The 18,101-nt window shown below is 70.2% G+C and carries 19 protein-coding genes; 18 read left to right on the top strand and 1 reads right to left on the bottom strand.

The genetic code is table 11. The features are described 5' to 3' along the window. Nucleotides 1-7 precede the first annotated feature (7 nt). Nucleotides 8-766 (top strand): proteasome subunit alpha, encoded by a 759-nt coding sequence (gene prcA / locus ACWFR4_RS10860; RefSeq protein WP_453468617.1) that lies wholly within the window; start codon nt 8-10, stop codon nt 764-766. Between the two features lie 66 nt (nt 767-832). Here prcA and ACWFR4_RS10855 read toward each other — a convergent pair whose 3' ends face one another. Next, nucleotides 833-1,870: a LacI family DNA-binding transcriptional regulator gene (locus tag ACWFR4_RS10855; RefSeq protein WP_453651984.1), complete on the bottom strand. Its 1,038-nt coding sequence runs from the start codon at nt 1,868-1,870 to the stop codon at nt 833-835. Between the two features lie 124 nt (nt 1,871-1,994). Here ACWFR4_RS10855 and ACWFR4_RS10850 point away from each other — a divergent pair, with 124 nt between their 5' ends. The 17 genes from ACWFR4_RS10850 to ACWFR4_RS10770 all read left to right on the top strand — a co-directional run bounded on the left by ACWFR4_RS10850 (nt 1,995) and on the right by ACWFR4_RS10770 (nt 18,057). Continuing rightward, a complete protein-coding gene (locus ACWFR4_RS10850) occupies nt 1,995-3,254 on the top strand; it encodes an MFS transporter (RefSeq protein WP_453463312.1) in 1,260 nt (419 codons plus the stop codon). A 9-nt stretch (nt 3,255-3,263) separates the two neighbouring features. Further along, entirely contained in the window at nt 3,264-4,625 is a 1,362-nt protein-coding gene (gene pafA / locus ACWFR4_RS10845) for a Pup--protein ligase (protein WP_030606492.1), read from the top strand. Between the two features lie 144 nt (nt 4,626-4,769). Further along, nucleotides 4,770-5,786, top strand: coding sequence for an FKBP-type peptidyl-prolyl cis-trans isomerase (locus ACWFR4_RS10840; protein WP_453463309.1), 1,017 nt, complete (start codon nt 4,770-4,772; stop codon nt 5,784-5,786). Nucleotides 5,787-5,845: 59 nt separating this feature from the next. Continuing rightward, nucleotides 5,846-6,220, top strand: a complete 375-nt coding sequence (locus ACWFR4_RS10835; RefSeq protein ID WP_116503132.1) for an FKBP-type peptidyl-prolyl cis-trans isomerase — start codon at nt 5,846-5,848, stop codon at nt 6,218-6,220. Between the two features lie 228 nt (nt 6,221-6,448). Continuing rightward, a complete protein-coding gene (locus ACWFR4_RS10830) occupies nt 6,449-7,402 on the top strand; it encodes a helix-turn-helix transcriptional regulator (protein WP_453463306.1) in 954 nt (317 codons plus the stop codon). 15 nt (nt 7,403-7,417) lie between these two features. Further along, on the top strand, nt 7,418-8,374 hold the full coding sequence (locus ACWFR4_RS10825; RefSeq protein WP_453463303.1) for a helix-turn-helix transcriptional regulator: 957 nt from the start codon (nt 7,418-7,420) through the stop codon (nt 8,372-8,374). A gap of 137 nt (nt 8,375-8,511) precedes the next feature. Then, the gene (locus tag ACWFR4_RS10820) at nt 8,512-8,757 is read left to right on the top strand and encodes a phage terminase large subunit family protein (protein WP_227293753.1); all 246 of its coding nucleotides are present in this window, start codon (nt 8,512-8,514) and stop codon (nt 8,755-8,757) included. A 9-nt stretch (nt 8,758-8,766) separates the two neighbouring features. Further along, nucleotides 8,767-8,964 (top strand): hypothetical protein, encoded by a 198-nt coding sequence (locus ACWFR4_RS10815; protein WP_453651982.1) that lies wholly within the window; start codon nt 8,767-8,769, stop codon nt 8,962-8,964. Between the two features lie 261 nt (nt 8,965-9,225). Beyond that, on the top strand, nt 9,226-9,513 hold the full coding sequence (tatA, locus tag ACWFR4_RS10810; protein WP_376539334.1) for a Sec-independent protein translocase subunit TatA: 288 nt from the start codon (nt 9,226-9,228) through the stop codon (nt 9,511-9,513). Nucleotides 9,514-9,563: 50 nt separating this feature from the next. After that, on the top strand, nt 9,564-10,508 hold the full coding sequence (gene tatC, locus ACWFR4_RS10805) for a twin-arginine translocase subunit TatC (protein WP_453463297.1): 945 nt from the start codon (nt 9,564-9,566) through the stop codon (nt 10,506-10,508). A gap of 30 nt (nt 10,509-10,538) precedes the next feature. Further along, nucleotides 10,539-11,429, top strand: a complete 891-nt coding sequence (locus ACWFR4_RS10800) for a diacylglycerol kinase (RefSeq protein ID WP_453651980.1) — start codon at nt 10,539-10,541, stop codon at nt 11,427-11,429. A 115-nt stretch (nt 11,430-11,544) separates the two neighbouring features. Next, nucleotides 11,545-14,370 (top strand): DEAD/DEAH box helicase, encoded by a 2,826-nt coding sequence (locus tag ACWFR4_RS10795; RefSeq protein WP_453463291.1) that lies wholly within the window; start codon nt 11,545-11,547, stop codon nt 14,368-14,370. 86 nt (nt 14,371-14,456) lie between these two features. Beyond that, the gene (locus tag ACWFR4_RS10790) at nt 14,457-14,693 is read left to right on the top strand and encodes a hypothetical protein (protein WP_453651978.1); all 237 of its coding nucleotides are present in this window, start codon (nt 14,457-14,459) and stop codon (nt 14,691-14,693) included. Between the two features lie 329 nt (nt 14,694-15,022). After that, nucleotides 15,023-16,645 carry a sensor histidine kinase gene (locus ACWFR4_RS10785; protein WP_453463286.1) on the top strand — a complete coding sequence of 541 codons (1,623 nt, stop codon included), beginning with the start codon at nt 15,023-15,025 and terminating at the stop codon, nt 16,643-16,645. Continuing rightward, the gene (locus ACWFR4_RS10780; RefSeq protein ID WP_100597102.1) at nt 16,642-17,049 is read left to right on the top strand and encodes a roadblock/LC7 domain-containing protein; all 408 of its coding nucleotides are present in this window, start codon (nt 16,642-16,644) and stop codon (nt 17,047-17,049) included. Before ACWFR4_RS10785 ends, ACWFR4_RS10780 begins: the two co-directional genes overlap by 4 nt. Beyond that, nucleotides 17,046-17,444 carry a DUF742 domain-containing protein gene (locus ACWFR4_RS10775; RefSeq protein ID WP_453463283.1) on the top strand — a complete coding sequence of 133 codons (399 nt, stop codon included), beginning with the start codon at nt 17,046-17,048 and terminating at the stop codon, nt 17,442-17,444. Before ACWFR4_RS10780 ends, ACWFR4_RS10775 begins: the two co-directional genes overlap by 4 nt. Next, nucleotides 17,425-18,057 (top strand): GTP-binding protein, encoded by a 633-nt coding sequence (locus ACWFR4_RS10770; protein ID WP_376539328.1) that lies wholly within the window; start codon nt 17,425-17,427, stop codon nt 18,055-18,057. Before ACWFR4_RS10775 ends, ACWFR4_RS10770 begins: the two co-directional genes overlap by 20 nt. The last annotated feature ends 44 nt before the right edge of the window (nt 18,058-18,101 follow it).

Genomic DNA, 18,101 nt, shown 5'->3' with positions numbered 1-18,101 from the left:
ACAGCCGGTGTCGACGCCGTTCTATGTCTCACCCCAGCAGGCCATGGCCGACCGGGCGGAGTACGCCCGCAAGGGCATCGCCCGCGGTCGCAGCCTGGTTGTGCTGCAGTATGCCGATGGCATCGTGTTCGTCGGCGAGAACCCGTCCCGCGCGCTGCACAAGTTCAGCGAGATCTACGACCGGATCGGCTTCGCCGCCGCCGGCAAGTACAACGAGTACGAGAACCTGCGGATCGGCGGCGTGCGCTACGCCGACCTGCGCGGTTACACCTACGACCGCGACGATGTGACGGCGCGTGGCCTGGCGAACGTGTACGCGCAGACACTGGGCACGATCTTCTCGAGCGCGGCCGAGAAGCCGTACGAGGTGGAGCTGGTGGTCGCGGAGGTCGGCGAGACCCCTGATGGTGACCAGATCTACCGCCTTCCGCACGACGGCTCGATCGTCGACGAGCACGGCTCGGTCGCGGTCGGGGGGAACGCGGAGCAGATCAACACCTATCTGGATCAGCGTCACCGGGACGGGATGACCCTGGCGGAGGCCCTGAAGCTGGCGGTGCAGGCACTGTCGCGGGACACCAACGGCAGTGAGCGGGAGATCCCCGCGGAGCGGCTCGAGGTGGCGGTCCTCGACCGTACGCGCCCGCAGCAGCGGAAGTTCAAGCGCATCGTGGGGCCGCAGCTGTCGCGGCTGCTCGAGGCCGGTGCGGCGACGTCCGCCGAGCCGGTGGAGAGCAGTGACGCGGAGTCCGACGACGAGGAGTGAGCAGGGTTTCCTGCCGAGGTGTCCGGCGCCCCGACCGTGGAAGCGGTCGGGGCGCCGTTCGTCGTGTCAGGCGCCGGGCGCGGCCGTGGAGCCGCGGACGACCAACTCGACGGGGAGCGCGGCGGTTTCCGGGGCGCGGCCGTCCAGGACGGCGAGGAGCGCGGCCATGCCCCGCTCGCCGAAGAGCTCCGCGGGCAGCCGGACGGTGGTGAGTTCGGGCTCGACGGCGGTGGCGAGGGAGAGGTCGTCGAAGCCGGTGACGGAGAGGTCGTCGGGGATGCGCAGGCCCAGTCTGCGGGCGGCCTTGTAGGCGCCGGTGGCGAGTTTGTCGTCGTCGCAGACGATCGCGGTGGGACGGGGTCCTGGGGCGGTGAGCGCGGCCTGCGCGGCGGTGCGGGCGGCCTCGACCGTCAGGGGTGAGCGCACGGTGCTCACGTGGGTTTCGGCGACGCGGGCCGTGCGGTCGGCGAGTTCGTGGGCGCGTACGTCGAAGGTCCAGGAGGGCACGGCCGAGGCGAGGTGCAGGAACCTCCGGTGGCCGAGGGCGAGCAGGTGGTCCGTCACCTGGCGCATCCCGTCGGCGATGTCGAGGTTGACGGTGGCCGCGCCGCCGGTGCCCGCCGTGTCGTCGGGGTCGCTGTCGAGCATGACGAGGGGGAGTCCGCCGCTGCGGATGGCGGTGACGGCGGCGGAGGCCATGGAGGAGGCGAGGACGCCGTCGAGGGCCGCGCGTGCGGAGTCGAAGGGGTCGCGCGCGGGGCCGATGCCTTCGGGGGAGGGGTAGAGCACGACGCCGAAGCCGTGCTCCGCGGCGACGCGGGCGGCCCCGGTGTAGACGCCGGCGAAGAACTCGTTGGTGAGGGCGGGGACCACGAGGAGGGCCGTGCGGGTGCGGCCGAGGCGCAGGTTGCGGGCGGCGAGGTTGGGGCGGTAGCCGAGGTCGCGGGCGGCGGCGCGGACGCGTTCGGCGGTGGCTTCGGCGACGCGGCCGCGCCACTTGTCGCCGAGTACGAGGGAGACGGCGGCCTGGGAGACTCCGGCGGCGCGGGCGACGTCGCGGCTGGTGGGACGCGCGGGGGCCGTCTCGTCTGACCCGGTCGTCACTCATGCCTCCGTGGGGTGTGCGGCGGGGCCTTCGGGTGGACCCGTGGCCTGCGGACATGGTACGTATGACCCTCGAAGTTATACGTAAAACCTAGGGCGCCTCGGGGCGGCGAGAGGGCGGGCGATGGCCGCGGGATATGCGGAGATCCTCAAGGCGCGGCACGCGGCGCGGCTGCTGGCGGGCACCCTGGTGGGGCGCCTGCCGAACGCGACGGCCGCCATCGCGATCGTGCTGTTCGTGCGCGCCGCGGGCGGCACGTACAGCCTGGCCGGAGCGCTCGCCGCGGTGTACGGCGTCTCCAACGCGGTGGGGCAGCCGCTGCTCGGCCGGCTCGTGGACCTGCGGGGACAGCCGCGAGTGCAGCTCCCGGCAGCGCTGGCGTCGGCCCTGGCCATGACCGTCTTCGCCTTCGCCGGGACCGGGTCACCGGCGCTCGCGTACGTCGCTGTGGGCGCGGCGGGACTGTTCACCCCGCCCCTTGAGGGCGGGCTGCGCGCGCTGTGGCCGAACGTGCTGCCGCGCGAGGACCAGGTGCACACCGCGTACGCCATGGACGCCGTGGCGCAGGAAGTCATGTTCACCGTCGGGCCGCTGCTCGTCACCGTGTGCGTCTCGCTGTGGTCGGCGCAGGCCGCGCTCATCGTTCTGAACGTCGTCGGTGTACTCGGCGCGCTGTCGGTGGTGGTGTCACAGCCCTCGCGCGCGTGGTGCTCGGCACCGCGTGAGGCGCACTGGCTGGGCGCCCTGCGCTCGCCCGGACTCCTCGCGCTCCTCGGGGCGTTCCTGTTCATCGGGACGGCGCTGGGCTCGATCACGGTGGCGGGTGTCTCGTACGCGGACGGGCACGGCGGCGACGTGACGTACGGCTGGCTGATGGCGGCACTCGGGCTCGGCGCGCTGGCGGGCGGGTCTGTGTACGGGGCGCGGCAGTGGGCCGGCGTCCCCGAGCGGCGGCTGCGGTGGCTGGTGGCCCTGCTGGCCCTCTTCTACGTGCCGTTGGTGCTGATGCCGGGCGTGGTGGCGATGACCGCGCTGACGGCGCTCGCCGGTGTGTTCCTCGCCCCGTCGATCGCCTGCGCGTTCATCATCGTCGACCGGCACGCGCCGCGGGGCACGGTGACGGAGGCGTTCTCGTGGCTCGTGACGACGTTCACGGTGGGTACGTCGATCGGAACGGCCGCCGCCGGACCGGTCGTCGAGTGGGGCGGCACGGTGTGGGGCTTCGCCGTTCCCGGAGCGGCGGGGGTGGCCGCGCTGCTCGTGCTCCTCGCCACCGGACGGGTCCTCGCAGCTCCTCATAGCGCCGGGCGTGTCGCGGGCTCATCGGAAAATGATCGAAACGGTGCTGCCGAACCCGGTTTCAGTACAGGGCATCAGGCGTAATGTTCACTCATGGACCGCCGCATTTTCGGGCTGGAGAACGAGTACGGCGTCACATGTACGTTTAGGGGACAGCGCCGCCTGTCTCCTGACGAGGTGGCGCGGTACCTCTTCCGCCGTGTCGTGTCATGGGGCCGCAGCAGCAATGTCTTTCTGCGGAACGGCGCCCGCCTCTATCTCGATGTCGGGTCACATCCGGAATACGCAACTCCCGAATGTGACAACGTGACCGAGTTGGTCACGCACGACAAAGCGGGCGAGCGCATTCTGGAAGGCCTGCTCGTCGACGCCGAACGCCGCCTGCACGAGGAGGGAATCGCGGGCGACGTCTATCTCTTCAAGAACAACACCGACTCGGCGGGAAACTCCTACGGCTGCCACGAGAACTATCTGGTGGCCCGTCACGGGGAGTTCTCGCGACTCGCGGACATCCTCATTCCGTTCCTGGTCACACGGCAACTGCTGTGTGGCGCGGGCAAGGTGCTGCAGACTCCGCGCGGCGCCGTGTACTGCGTGAGCCAGCGTGCCGAGCACATCTGGGAGGGCGTGTCCTCCGCGACCACGCGTTCCCGCCCCATCATCAACACCCGCGACGAACCGCACGCGGACGCCGAGCGCTACCGGCGCCTGCACGTCATCGTCGGCGACTCGAACATGTCCGAGACGACGATGCTCCTCAAGGTGGGCGCCACCGACCTCGTGCTCCGCATGATCGAGGCCGGCACGGTCATGCGTGACCTCACGCTGGAGAACCCGATCCGGGCCATCCGTGAGGTCAGCCACGACATCACCGGCCGGCGCAAGGTGCGTCTGGCCAGTGGCCGCGAGGCATCCGCCCTCGAGGTGCAGCGCGAGTACTACGAGAAGGCCGTGGACTTCTGCGAGCGCCGCGGGATCCGTACCGGCACCGTCGAGCAGGTCCTCGAACTGTGGGGCCGCGTTCTCGACTCGATCGAGGCCGAGGACCTCGACCGGATCGGCACCGAGATCGACTGGGTGATGAAGTACAAGCTCATCGAGCGGTACCGGGCCAAGCACAACATGACCATGTCGCATCCGCGGGTCGCGCAGATAGACCTCGCGTATCACGACATCCACCGCCGCAGGGGCCTCTACTACCTCCTGGAGAGGAAGGGACAGGCGGCCCGCATCTGCAACGACCTCAAGATCTTCGAGGGCAAGTCGGTGCCGCCGCAGACCACGCGCGCGCGCCTGCGGGGCGACTTCATCCGCAGGGCCCAGGAACAGCGCCGTGACTTCACGGTCGACTGGGTGCACCTGAAGCTGAACGACCAGGCGCAGCGGACGGTGCTGTGCAAGGACCCCTTCCGGTCGGTGGACGACCGGGTGGAGAAGCTGATCGCCGGAATGTAGGACGACCCGCTCACCGTCGACCCGGGGCCCCGTACGTGATCTACGTACGGGGCTCTTTGGTGTGTGTGCGGTACCCCGGGTAAGTGACGTGAGGGCCTAGAGTGGCTGGACCGTACTCACGTAACCCGCAACCTGAGGATCACTGTGCGACGCCGACTTGCTGCTCTGCTCATCGTCCCGGCTCTGGCGCTGACCGCGACGGCGTGCGGGGGTGATGACAACAAGAAGAGCGACACGGACAAGGCGGATTCGGCGTCCGCCTCGCCGAAGGCCGAGGCGGCCGCGCCCAAGCCCGTCGACTCGGCGTCGCCCATGCCGCAGATCAGCGGCGATGTCGGCAAGCAGGCGAAGATCACCGTGCCGAAGGCCGAGCCGAGTGGCAAGTTCGTCGTGCACACGCTGTCGCAGGGTGACGGCGCCGTGGTCAAGAAGGACGACCTGGTGTCGATGAACTTCACCGGCAAGGTCTGGAAGAGCGGCAAGGACCTCGGCAGCTCCTACCAGCAGGGCGGCAGCCCGCAGCTGATCACCGCGGGCTCGAAGACCGTCATCCCGGCGTTCGCGGACGCCCTGGTCGGCCAGAAGGAAGGCAGCCGCGTCCTCGTCGTGGCGCCGCCCGCCGCCGGCTTCGGCAGCCAGGGCAACCAGCAGGCGGGCGTCACCGGCACCGACACGCTGGTCTTCGCGATCGACGTCGGCAAGGTCACCCCGAAGATGGCGACGGGCACGCAGGCGCCCATCCCGTCGAACCTGCCGCAGATCAAGGCCGACAAGCCGGAGCCCGCGACGATCTCCGTGCCGAAGAACGACCCGCCGAAGAAGCTGGTCGACCAGGTCCTGATCCAGGGCAAGGGCGCCGAGGTCAAGAGCGGCAAGACGGTCACCATGCAGTACAGCGGTGCCGCCTGGAAGATCAACGAGGGTAAGCCGAAGGCCACGCTCTTCGACTCCTCGTGGAACGCCGGCCAGCCCTTCACCACGATCATCGGCCAGGGCCAGGTCATCCCGGGCTGGGACAAGGGTCTCGTCGGCAAGCACGTGGGCGACCGCGTCCTCCTGGTGATCCCGGCCGACCAGGCGTACGGGAAGCAGGCCAAGGGCGACACGCTCCCGGCCAACTCGACGCTCGTGTTCGTCGTCGACATCCTGGCCACGTCCTGACCCTGCGGGATGCAAGACTGTCCGGGTTGCCCAACCGTTTAGCAGCAGGAGCAAGAGACGTGAGCATCGAGAAGCCCGAGATCGACTTCCCCGAGGGTCAGCCGCCGGCTGACCTGGAGATCAAGGAGATCTGGGAGGGTGACGGCGCCGTCGCCAAGCCCGGCGACTACGTCAAGGTCCACTACGTGGGCGTGGCCTTCTCCACCGGCGAGGAGTTCGACGCCTCCTGGAACCGCGGCAACCCGCTGGAGTTCCAGCTCGGCGCCGGCCAGGTCATCACCGGCTGGGACAAGGGCATCCAGGGCATGAAGGTCGGCGGCCGCCGCCGGCTGACCATCCCCGCCCACCTCGCCTACGGCGAGCGTGGCGCCGGCGGCGGCGTGATCGCCCCCGGCGAGACGCTGATCTTCGTCTGCGACCTGATCGGCGTCTGATCGTCACCGACGCGGTCGCCGTCTGATCAGGCTGTGACCGCAAACGGTCGACCCTGGGCCCATGCCTCCTGGCATGGGCCCAGCCCGTCTCCCTCCACCGCCCTCGACCGAATCCCTTTGGGATGCACCGCTTGTCCTCGGCTTTTGCCACGACACCCCGGAGCGGTACGGTCGACATTCGGATGGGGGAGAGCCAGGGGGCTCTCGAAGAGAGGACGTAGGGCGTCGATGGCCATTGCGAAGGCCGAGCGGCTGATGAATCTGGCGCTGTGTCTGCTCGGGACGGGACGCCCGCTCAGCAAGCGTGAGCTGCGCGGTTCCATCGAGGCCTACCTGGAAGCCAACTCCGACGACAGCTTCAACCGGATGTTCGAGCGGGACAAGGACGACCTGCGGGAGCTCGGCCTGGTCATCGCGACCGTGGAGAGCCTCGACGGGGAGATCGGCTATCTCGCCCGCCGGGACAGCAACCGGTTGCCGCCCGTCACCCTCGACGCCGAGGAGGCCGCCGCGCTGGGCCTCGCCGCGAAGGTCTGGCAGCAGGCCCGCCTCGCCGGCGCCGCCAGCGGAGCCCTGCAGAAGCTGCGGGCCGCAGGACTCCCCGAGGACGTCGACCCGTACGAGGCGCACTCGGCCCTCGAACCCCGTATCCCCGCGCACGAGGCGTCCTTCGAACCCCTGATGCTGGCCTGCCGCGACCGCCGAACCGTCGTCTTCGACTACCGCAAGGCCACCGCCGCGCGGCCCGAGCAGCGGCATGTCGAGCCGTGGGCGCTGGAGTGCTGGCGCGGCCACTGGTACCTCGCCGGCTGGGACCGCGACCGCGGCGCCGAGCGCGTCTTCCGGCTCTCCCGCATCACCGGCAAGGTCCGCTCCCGGGCCGGCCGCTTCACCGCCGACGTGCCCGACGTCGTGACCGTCCGTGAGACCGTCGCGAGCTGGGCCGGCGAGACCGCCGACCGCACGGCCCTCATCAGGCTGCGCACCGGCTCCGGCTATCCACTGCGCGCCAAGGCCTCCGCCGTGCGCGACCTCGGCGACGGCTGGGACGAGCTGGAGATTCCTTACGGGCACGGACTCGACGCCTGGCTGGTCGAGTTCGGGCCCGACGTGGTCGTGCTCGAGCCCGCCGAGCTGCGGGCCGAGGTCGTCGACCGGCTGCGTGCCGTGGCCAAGGGCTGAGGGGAACGAGGACCAATGGCCACGAACGCCATCGACCAGACCCGGCGGATGCTGTCCCTCGTGACGTATCTGCGGGAGCGCCCAGGAGCGCGCGTCGAGGATGTCGCCCGCGCCTTCGGGATCACCGAGGACGAGCTGATCTCGGACCTCGACATCCTGCCGCTGTGCGGGACGAGCTTCCGTGGGGGCGACCTCCTCGACATCGACACGGACGGCGACCGCATCTGGTGGCACAACCCGGACGATGTCGCCGCGCCGCTGCGGCTCGCCGCCGACGAGGCGACGGCGCTGCTCGTCGCCGCGCGCGCCGTGTCCACGCTGCCCGGCCTCAGGGAGAGCGACCGGCTCGCGCTGCTTCGGGCCACCGCGAAGCTGGAGGCCGCGGCCGGCGAGGCGGCCGGGGCGAGCGCCCGGCTCTCGGTGACGTTCGAGTCCGAGGGCGGCGTCTTCGCCGACGTCGACCGGGCGATCTCGGAGCGGCGCCGGCTGTGGATCCGCTACTACTCCCCGGCCCGCGACGAGCTCACCGAGCGGGAGATCGACCCCATCCGTCTGGTGAGCGTCGGCCACACCTACGTGGAGGCCTGGTGCCGGCGCTCCGAGGCGCGGCGCACCTTCCGCCTCGACCGGGTCGCCGAGATCCGGATCCTGGACGAGCCGTCCGTGCCGCCGGAGATCGAACTGCGGGACCTGTCCGAGGGGCTCGTGCAGCCCGCGGCCGAGGACCCCGAGGTCGTGGTCGAGGTCGGTCCCGGCGGACGCTGGGTGGCGGAGTACTACCCGCACGACAGCGCCGAGGAGTTGGCGGACGGCGGCCTGCGGATCACGCTGCGCACGCCTGACCCGTCGTCGCTGCGCCGGCTCGCGCTCCGGCTCGGCCGCGACGGGCGCATCGTCTCGCCGCTCGGGCTCGCCGAGAGTGCGCGGCAGGCCGCCGGGGAGGCGCTGGGCGCGTACGACCAGCAGGGGTAGGGACGTTGGCCGCGGGCGGGTCTGTGACGACCCTCATGCGCGTGGCCGGCGTGAGAAGGGTGGGCGTGCCGTTGACCGCGGTGCGGCCCGGGGGTGCCAGAAGTTCGGGAAGTTCTGAAAAGTCTGGGATGGTCGAAATGGGTGGATTGTCTGCGGTGGTGGGTCCGGTGCTTTTCAAGGCCGCCTGCCCCGACTGCCGTGAGCGGTTCGAACTCTCCGCAGGAGCCCTGCGCCTGGCGATCGGCGCCACCCGCCGCACCACGTTCTACTCGTTCACCTGCCCCGAGTGCGGCGCCGCCGTACGCAAGCCGGCCGGAGAGCGCATCATCGAACTCCTCACCGGCGGAGGGGTGAGCACGCTCCGCCTCCACCAGACCGTCTAGGCTCGGCGCATGTTCTGGGCGATGCTGGCGATTGCTGTGGGGTTCGTGGGGCTCGCCGTGCTCGGCGTACTCGCGGTCAAGGTCTTTGTCGAGGCGCAGCGCCTCGGGCGCCAAGTCGCCGACACCACGCAGCAGATCAACCGTGCGGCGGAGGACCTGGAGCGGGCGGCGACCGGCACGGTCCGCACGAGCCGCGAGCTTCTCTGATCGCGCGGCCCGTCGAACGTGACGGGGGAGACATGCTGGTAAGCGCTTTACCCCTGTGCCCTGTCCGGTTGCAGGGACGTGCGGGTACGCTGCGAGGCGCGGCCCGTCGAGCGAGGCGCGGACCGCAATTGGGAGTACGCAGAGGGATTGCCCCCTGTTCACCCCCGCGGGATACGATCGCTGCCAGCACGGTGGTCGGACATCAGTCCGACCTGTACCGGCAGCCCCGCCCCTGCCGCCTCGGTGAGAAGGTAAACGCTTATGTTCGGAAAGATCGGCGCCCCTGAGATCATTCTGATCCTCGTCGTCATCGTCCTGCTGTTCGGCGCGAAGAAGCTTCCCGACATGGCGCGCTCGCTGGGCAAGTCGGCCCGCATCCTCAAGAGCGAGGCCAAGGCGATGAAGTCCGACGGTCAGCAGACCGCGCCGGCCGACCCGCCGCAGCACGACGAGCAGACCCCGGCGCAGCGCACGATCAAGGCCGCCCCCGGTGACGTGACAGGCGGCCGCCCGGTCACCGAGCCGACCGACCAGACTTCGCAGCGCTGATCCCGGGCCGCCCCGCGAAGGCGGCCTGTCGCACGAGATGAGGACGTGGGTTGCTCAAGTCTGCCCGCAACACGGAGAAGGATCCCGAGGGGCGGATGCCGCTCGCGGAACACCTGCGTGAGCTACGCAACCGGCTCACGAAGGCCCTGCTGGCCATCGTCGTCGTCACGATCGTCGCCGCCTTCTTCTACAAGGACATCATCGAGTTCTTCACCAATCCGGTGCTCGACTCGGTGGGCTGCAAGTCGAGCTTCGCCGAGCTCGCCGAGCAGGCGAACAAGGGACAGCACGACGAGACGTGCGCGCGGATCGTGCTCAACGGTCTGCTGACGCCGTTCACCCTCGCGCTGAAGATCTCGCTGATGGCGGGCGTCGTGCTCGCGTCGCCGGTCTGGCTCTACCAGCTGTGGGGCTTCGTCGCGCCCGGCCTGCACAAGCACGAGAAGAAGTACGCGACCGCTTTCGTCGCCACCGGCTTCCCGCTGTTCCTGTGCGGCGCCTTCTTCGCGTACAAGACCCTCCCCACGATGGCGAGGGTGCTGCTCGACTTCTCGCCGGGCGGTGTCGACAACCAGCTGCCGCTGGACGATCTCCTGGACCTGATCACACGCATGGTGGTCGTGTTCGGGCTCTCCTTCGAGCTGCCGCTGCTTCTCGTGATGCTCAACCTCACCGGGGTGATCACGGGCAAGCGGATGATCGGCTGGTGGCGCGGCATGATCATGGGCATCACGGTCTTCGCGGCCGTGGCCACGCCCAGCACCGACCCGTTGAGCATGATGGCGCTCGCCGGACCCATCTGGGTCCTGTACTTCGCGGCCGCCGGTTTCTCCCTGCTCAACGACCGCCGCAAGGCCAGGGACCGCGAGGACCTGGACGACGACGAGGCCTCGAACCTGGACCTCACGCCCGAGCCCGTCTCGGCCGGCAGCGCGCTGCCCGAGCAGGCGAGTTCGGACCAGGACCGGGTCAACGGTTATGACGATGTGACCTGACAGGGCGGCACGATCTTGTAAGGTCCGCCCGTGACCAGCGAGATCACCCTCTTCGTCAATCCCACCGCCGGGCGCGGCCGGGGCGCCCAGGCGGCGCAGCCGGCCGCTTCCGCGTTGCGGGCGGCCGGTTTCTCTGTGCGTACGGTCGTGGGGGAGGACGCCGACGACGCGCTCACGCGCGCGCGTGCTGCGGTCCACGCCGGCACCGGAGCGCTCGTGGCCGTCGGCGGTGACGGCATGGCCAACCTGGCGCTCCAGGCCGTCGCGGGCACCCGCACCCCGCTCGGCGTGATCGCCGTCGGGACAGGAAACGACTTCGCCCGCTCCCTCGGACTGCCCGGACGGGACCCGTCGGCGGCGGGCGCCCTCGTCGCCGACGCCCTCAAGGGATCGCGGATACGCGAGCTCGACCTGGGGCGGGCCGACGGACACTGGTTCGGCACCGTCCTGGCCTCGGGTTTCGACTCCAGGGTCAACGACCGGGGCAACCGGATGCGCTGGCCCGGCGGCCGCTTCAAGTACGACCTCGCGATCGTCGCCGAGCTCGCCGCGTTCAAGCCCATCCCGTACCGGATCACCCTGGACGACGGCCCTGTGCTGGAAGTCGAGGCCACGCTCGTCGCTGTGGGGAACGGGACGTCGTACGGCGGTGGCATGCAGATCTGTGCGGGCGCCGACATGACGGACGGGCTCTTCGACATCACGGTCGTCGGCGACTGCTCGCGGGCGACACTGCTCAAGGTCTTCCCGCGCGTGTACAAGGGGACCCACCTCGATCACCCCGTGGTCACCGTCCACCGCGCGAAGAAGGTCGAACTGGCCGCGGAGGGGATCACCGGGTACGCCGACGGGGAGCCACTCGGAAGCCTGCCCCTGACCGTCGAGTGCGTGCCGCAGGCCGGGCTGATCGTAGGGCCCTGACGCCTGGAGGCCGTGGGGCTCCGGCCCCGGAAATCGTGGCGCCCCGGCCCCGGAAGGGGCCGATCACAATAAAGATCGTCCGTTGTCAGTGGTGGCCGGTAGTCTCGAAAGCACGATGACAGAGGACCTCTCACCGGCCGAGCGGTACGCGGCAGCACGTAAGCGCGCTGCCGAGCAGGCCACCGCGCTCGCCGATTTTCGCGAGATGTACGACTTCGGCCTCGACCCCTTCCAGATCGAGGCGTGTCAGGCTCTCGAGACGGGCAAGGGCGTTCTGGTGGCCGCGCCCACCGGCTCCGGCAAGACGATCGTCGGCGAGTTCGCCGTCCACCTGGCCCTCCAGCAGGGCAAGAAGTGCTTCTACACGACACCCATCAAGGCGTTGTCGAACCAGAAGTACGCCGACCTCACCAAGCGGTACGGCGCCGACAAGGTCGGCCTGCTGACCGGCGACAACAGCGTGAACGCGGACGCTCCGGTGGTCGTCATGACCACCGAGGTCCTGCGGAACATGTTGTACGCGGGCTCGCAGACCCTCCTCGGCCTCGGCTACGTGGTCATGGACGAGGTGCACTACCTCTCCGACCGCTTCCGCGGCGCCGTCTGGGAAGAGGTGATCATCCACCTCCCGGAGTCCGTCACCCTGGTCTCCCTCTCGGCGACCGTGTCGAACGCGGAGGAGTTCGGCGACTGGCTCGACACCGTGCGCGGCGACACCGAAGTGATCGTCTCCGAGCACCGGCCCGTACCCCTGTTCCAGCACGTGCTCGCCGGACGCCGGATGTACGACCTCTTCGAGGAGGGCGAGGGCCGCAAGAAGGCCGTCAATCCGGACCTGACGCGCATGGCCCGCATGGAGGCCAGCCGCTCGTACAACCCGCGCGACCGCCGCAAGGGCAAGATGGTGCGCGAGGCGGACCGCGAGCGCGAGCGCAGACAGCGCTCCCGGATCTGGACGCCCGGCCGCCCCGAGGTCATCGAGCGCCTCGACAGCGAGGGGCTGCTGCCCGCGATCACGTTCATCTTCAGCCGCGCCGCCTGCGAGGCCGCCGTACAGCAGTGCCTGTACGCGGGCCTGCGGCTCAACGACGACGAGGCCCGCGCCCGCGTCCGCGAGATAGTCGAGGAGCGCACGGCCGCGATCCCCGACGAGGACCTGCACGTCCTCGGCTACTTCGAGTGGCTCGAAGGCCTGGAGCGCGGCATCGCCGCCCACCACGCGGGCATGCTGCCGACGTTCAAGGAGGTCGTCGAGGAGCTGTTCGTACGCGGTCTCGTGAAGGCCGTCTTCGCGACGGAGACCCTTGCGCTCGGCATCAACATGCCGGCCAGGTCCGTCGTGCTGGAGAAGCTCGTCAAGTGGAACGGCGAGCAGCACGCCGACATCACGCCCGGCGAGTACACCCAGCTCACCGGCCGGGCCGGCCGGCGTGGCATCGACGTCGAGGGCCACGCGGTCGTCCTGTGGCAGCGCGCCTTCAGCCCCGAGCACCTGGCGGGACTCGCGGGCACGCGCACGTACCCGCTGCGCTCCAGCTTCAAGCCGTCGTACAACATGGCGGTGAATCTGGTCGAGCAGTTCGGTCGGCATCGCTCGCGCGAGCTGCTCGAGACGTCCTTCGCGCAGTTCCAGGCCGACAAGTCGGTCGTCGGGATCTCCCGTCAGGTCCAGCGCAACGAGGAGGGTCTGGATGGCTACAAGGCCTCCATGACCTGCCACTTGGGGGACTTCGAGGAGTACGCGCGGCTGCGCCGCGAGCTCAAGGACCGCGAGACGGACCTCGCCAAGCAGGGCGCGGCACAGCGGCGCGCCGCGGCGGCCGCCGCCCTGGAGAAGCTCAAGCCGGGCGACGTCATCCACGTCCCCTCCGGCAAGTTCGCCGGGCTCGCGCTCGTCCTCGACCCCGGCATCCCGGCCGGCCGGTCGGACGGACACCGTGGCTTCGAGCAGCACGACGGCCCGCGCCCGCTGGTCCTGACCGCCGAGCGCCAGGTCAAGCGGCTCGCGTCGATCGACTTTCCGGTGCCCGTCGAGGCACTGGAGCGGATGCGGATCCCCAAGTCGTTCAACGCGCGCTCGCCCCAGTCGCGGCGGGACCTCGCATCCGCGCTGCGCACCAAGGCCGGCCACATCGTGCCCGACCGGCATCGCAGGGGCCGCGCGGCGGCCGCCGACGACCGTGAGATCACGCGGCTGCGCGCCGAGCTGCGCGCCCACCCCTGTCACGGCTGCGACGAGCGCGAGGACCACGCCCGCTGGGCCGAGCGCTACTACCGGCTGCGGCGCGACACGCAGCAGCTGGAGCGCCGCATCGAGGGCCGGACGAACACGATCGCCCGCACCTTCGACCGCATCGTGGCCCTGCTGACCGAGATGGACTATCTGCGCGGCGACGAGGTCACGCAGAACGGCAAGCGCCTCGCGCGTCTGTACGGCGAGCTCGATCTGCTCGCCAGCGAGTGCCTGCGCGACGGGGTCTGGGAAGGCCTCAGCCCGGCCGAACTGGCCGCGTGCGTCTCGGCGTTGGTGTTCGAGGCCCGCGCCGCCGACGACGCGCTCGCGCCCAAGCTGCCGTCCGGCAAGGCCAAGGCGGCGCTGGGCGAGATGGTCCGCATCTGGGGTCGGCTCGACGCCCTGGAGGAAGAGTTCAAGATCAGCCAGACCGAGGGCGTCGGCCAGCGCGAACCCGATCTGGGCTTCGCCTGGGCCGCGCACCAGTGGGCGTCCGGCAAGGGCCTCGACGAGGTCCTGCGCGAGGCGGACATGCCCGCCGGTGACTTCGTGCGCTGGTGCAAGCAGGTCATCGACGTGCTCGGCCAGATCGCGGCCGCGGCGCCGTCCGTCTCCGGCGCGGGAGACGGGGACACGGTCGCCAAGAACGCCCGCAAGGCGGTGGACGCGTTGCGGCGCGGCGTGGTGGCGTACTCGTCCGTCGGTTAGGGAGCGGCCGGTTGTGACCGGTCGCGCCGTTCCCCGCGCCCCTGACGGGCGCGGGGACACAGGCCGTACACGTTTTCATGCCGTCCATGCCGTCCATGCCGTTCGTGCCGAACGCACGGACATCTACGGGCAGTTGCTGCCGCCATCGGCCAGGGCGTGCACTCGCCAGGGGTGAACTCTCCCCGGGTGCCGATCTGTTCTTCGGGCTGACCGAAGGCGTCATTCTCGTGCATCGCCGCGATCCAGAACGCTCCGTACCGGTCGCCGCCCCGGTCCTCGCCGCGACGACCGCGGACGCGGCCCCGCGCATCGCGGGCCCCTGACCTCACACGCGTCACGCGCCGAGGGCCCAACAGCCCTTCCGTGGCGGGGATTTCGCACGGGCGGATGTGATCACTCCATGTGTGCGAGCCACCGCTGAGCGTGCAAATGGAGCTGAGTGTATTCCTCCCGTCCGGCCATTTCAGGTGCTTGCGGAATATGACACAGCGGTGATCCCACCGGACTAAGCTCGCCCGCAGCGCACCGAGTTGGCACATATTCGTGCGTTTGTTCCCAATCTTGCAGATGGTTCGAGTTCATCCCCCACGCGCATGTCGGCACGTCCCCCGTAACCACACATTTCCCCGATCCGACCGTTCAGAGGGCATACATGGTGAGTGTTCAATCGCCTCCCGGTGGCCGAGAAGTCCCCTACGCACGCGTGCTGTTGCTGCCCGCCGTGGCCATGGCCGCGGCGACCGGAGCCGCCGTCGCGGTGGTGGCGCAGCCCGCGCGGCTCGCCGTCGCCCTGTGCGGCGGCCTCGCCACGCTTCTGCTGATCCTGGTGGCCGCCGAGGCGGTACGCCGCGGCCGCACGATCAAGTGGGAGCGGGCCCAGTCCGCCCGCCACGTCGCGCACCTGGAACGCAGCCTCGCCGCCCGTGATGACGAGGCCCAGTGGATGGCCAGGTATCTGCTGCCTGAGTCCCTGTACCGGCTGCGCTCCGGCGACACGGCCTCGGAAGCCGTCAAGGTCGTCGTCGAGAGCGACCCGGCGCACTCCCAACTCCCTCACGCACAGCGCAGGTTGATGGCCGAGGTGCTCGACCTCATCGACCGCGAGGAGAACATGCGCGACGCGGCGCAGCGCGCCTTCGTCTCCATCGCGCGCCGCGTCCAGTCCATCGTGCACAAGCAGAACGCCGAACTGCGCGAGATGGAGGAGGACCACGGCCGCAACCCCGAGGTCTTCGACGACCTCCTGCGCATCGACCACGGCACCGCGCTGATCGGCCGGCTCGCCGACTCCATCACCGTCCTCGGCGGCGCCCGCCCCGGCCGCCAGTGGCCCCGGCCGGTGCCGCTCTACAGCGTGCTGCGCGGCGCCATGTCGCGCATCCTCGAATACCCCCGCATCGAGCTGCACTCGATCGCCAAGATCGCCATCCGCGGCATCTCCGTCGAGCCGCTCATCCACGCGCTCGCCGAACTCATGGACAACGCGACGCGCTACTCGCCGCCGCAGACCAAGGTGCACGTCACCGCGGTCGAGGTGCAGACCGGCATCGCCATCGAGATCGAGGACGGCGGCGTCAGCCTCAGCGAGGAGGCCCGCGGCCGCGCCGAAGAGATGCTGGCCCGCGCCAAGGCCGGTATCGACCTCAACGACCTCGGTGAGAACCCCCGCCTCGGCATGGCCGTCGTCGGCCGGCTCTCGCAGATGTACGACATGCAGATCGCGCTGCGCCAGTCCGCGTACGGCGGCGTCCGCGCCGTCCTCATCGTGCCGCGGATCATGATCACGACCGACCCCGCGCCCGGCCTCGCGCACGGCATCGGCGCCTCCGGTGTGCCTCGCGTCAACAACGACGGCGAGCCCGTCGTGGAGGAGCCCCGCAAGAAGAAGCTGCGCCGCCCCACCACGGGACCCCGCCCCTCCGCGCCGCTGATGGCCGCCATGGAGGACGACGTCCCCGTCGTCACCGAGTGGCGCGCCAACGGACTGCCGCAGCGCCGCAGGAAGGTCGACACGAAGGTCATCGACCAGCAGATCATCGTGACGCCCAGGGCGCCCGAGAACGGCAGCGGGACGGCGCCCCGCGCGGACCAGCCCCCGCAGTGGACGCCCATCCCGGTACCGGCCTCCGAGGCCGAACCCGAGAAGCCGGACCAGCCCGAACCGGGCCTGTGGGTCGAGGCGTTCATGAACGGGCTCAAGGGTGACGGGCAGGGCGACGCGTCGGGCGAGCCCACCGGAACCAATCAGCAGGTCGACGAGGGAGACCGTCAGTGATCCAGCAAAGGGCAAACTTCGACTGGATGCTCAAGGAGCTCGCCGACGGCGTGCCCCAGACCCGGCAGGTCGTGGTGCTCTCCGCGGACGGCCTGCGCATCGCCCGCTACGGCGGCGACCCCGACGCCGCCGACCGCATCGCCGCCGCCTGCGCCGGACTCCAGAGCCTCGCCACCGCGGTGGCCAGCGAGATCCCGGACAGCGACGGCCGGATGAGCATGGTCATCATCGAGGTCAGCGGAGGGTTCTTCTACCTCATGGCCGCGGGCAAGGGCGCGTACCTCGCGGTCCTCGCCGACGCCCACGTGGACGCCGGACTCATCAGCAACCGCATGCGCGACCTCGTCGTACGCATCGGCGCCCACCTCACCAGTCCGCCCCGGCGGAACGGGCAGACCGTATGACACATCCCCCGCAACCCTCCGGAGTGGAGCCGCCGCAGCGCGAACGCCGCGGGCCGGACGGCAAGGGCGCCAACCCCGAACGCCTGTACACCATCACGGGCGGCGGCGAGGGGGCCGAGCGCGCGCCGCTCGACCTGGTCACCCTGATCGTCGCGCGCGCCGACCCCCCGCCCGCGGCGCCGCCCGAACAGGCAGCCCTGTTACGGCTGTGCAAGTCACCCCTGTCCACGGCCGAGATCTCGGCCTACCTCAGTCTGCCGTTCAGCGTGGTCACCGTGCTGCTCGGCGAACTCCTCGCGGCCGAACTGGTCCAGGCGCGCGCCCCCGTCATCCGCGGCGCCGTCGCCGACCGTTCCCTCCTCGAAGCGGTGATGCATGGACTTCAAAAGCTCTGACACGCTCCGGGACGGACCCCGCATTCCGGGGCCCCGGAGCGAGGACCATCTGCCCGACACGGTCACGGCCGCAGTGAAGGTCGTCATCGTGGGCGGATTCGGCGTGGGCAAGACCACGATGGTGGGATCCGTCAGCGAGATCAGGCCGCTCACCACCGAAGAGACCATGACCCAGGCGGGCATCGGAGTCGACGACAACTACGGCTCCGAGACGAAGACCGCCACCACGGTCGCCATGGACTTCGGACGCATCAGCATCACGGACGAGCTGGTGCTCTACCTCTTCGGCACCCCGGGCCAGGAGCGCTTCTGGTTCCTGTGGAACGGCCTGTTCGAGGGCGCGCTCGGCGCCGTCGTGCTCATCGACACCCGCCGCCTCGAAGTCAGCTTCGACGTGATCGGGCGCCTGGAGGAGCGCGGCGTGCCGTTCGTCATCGCCAACAACGCCTTCCCCGACGGCCCGCGCTACCCAGCCGACGAACTGCGCCAGGCCCTCGACCTCGACCCGGACGTCCCGATCCTCGAGTGCGACGCCCGGCGCCGCGCCTCCAGCCGGGACGTCCTGATGACGCTGATGCGCTATCTGCACGAACTGGCGCTCGCCCGCGTCTGACCCGGCCGGTGCCTGCCGCCCTCTTCGTCCACACAGCCTTTTCC

The sequence above is a fragment of the Streptomyces sp. NPDC055140 genome (genome assembly GCF_053607285.1).
Note: the sequence above shows the minus strand (reverse complement) of the source record. Positions and strands in the feature narration are given on the sequence as shown.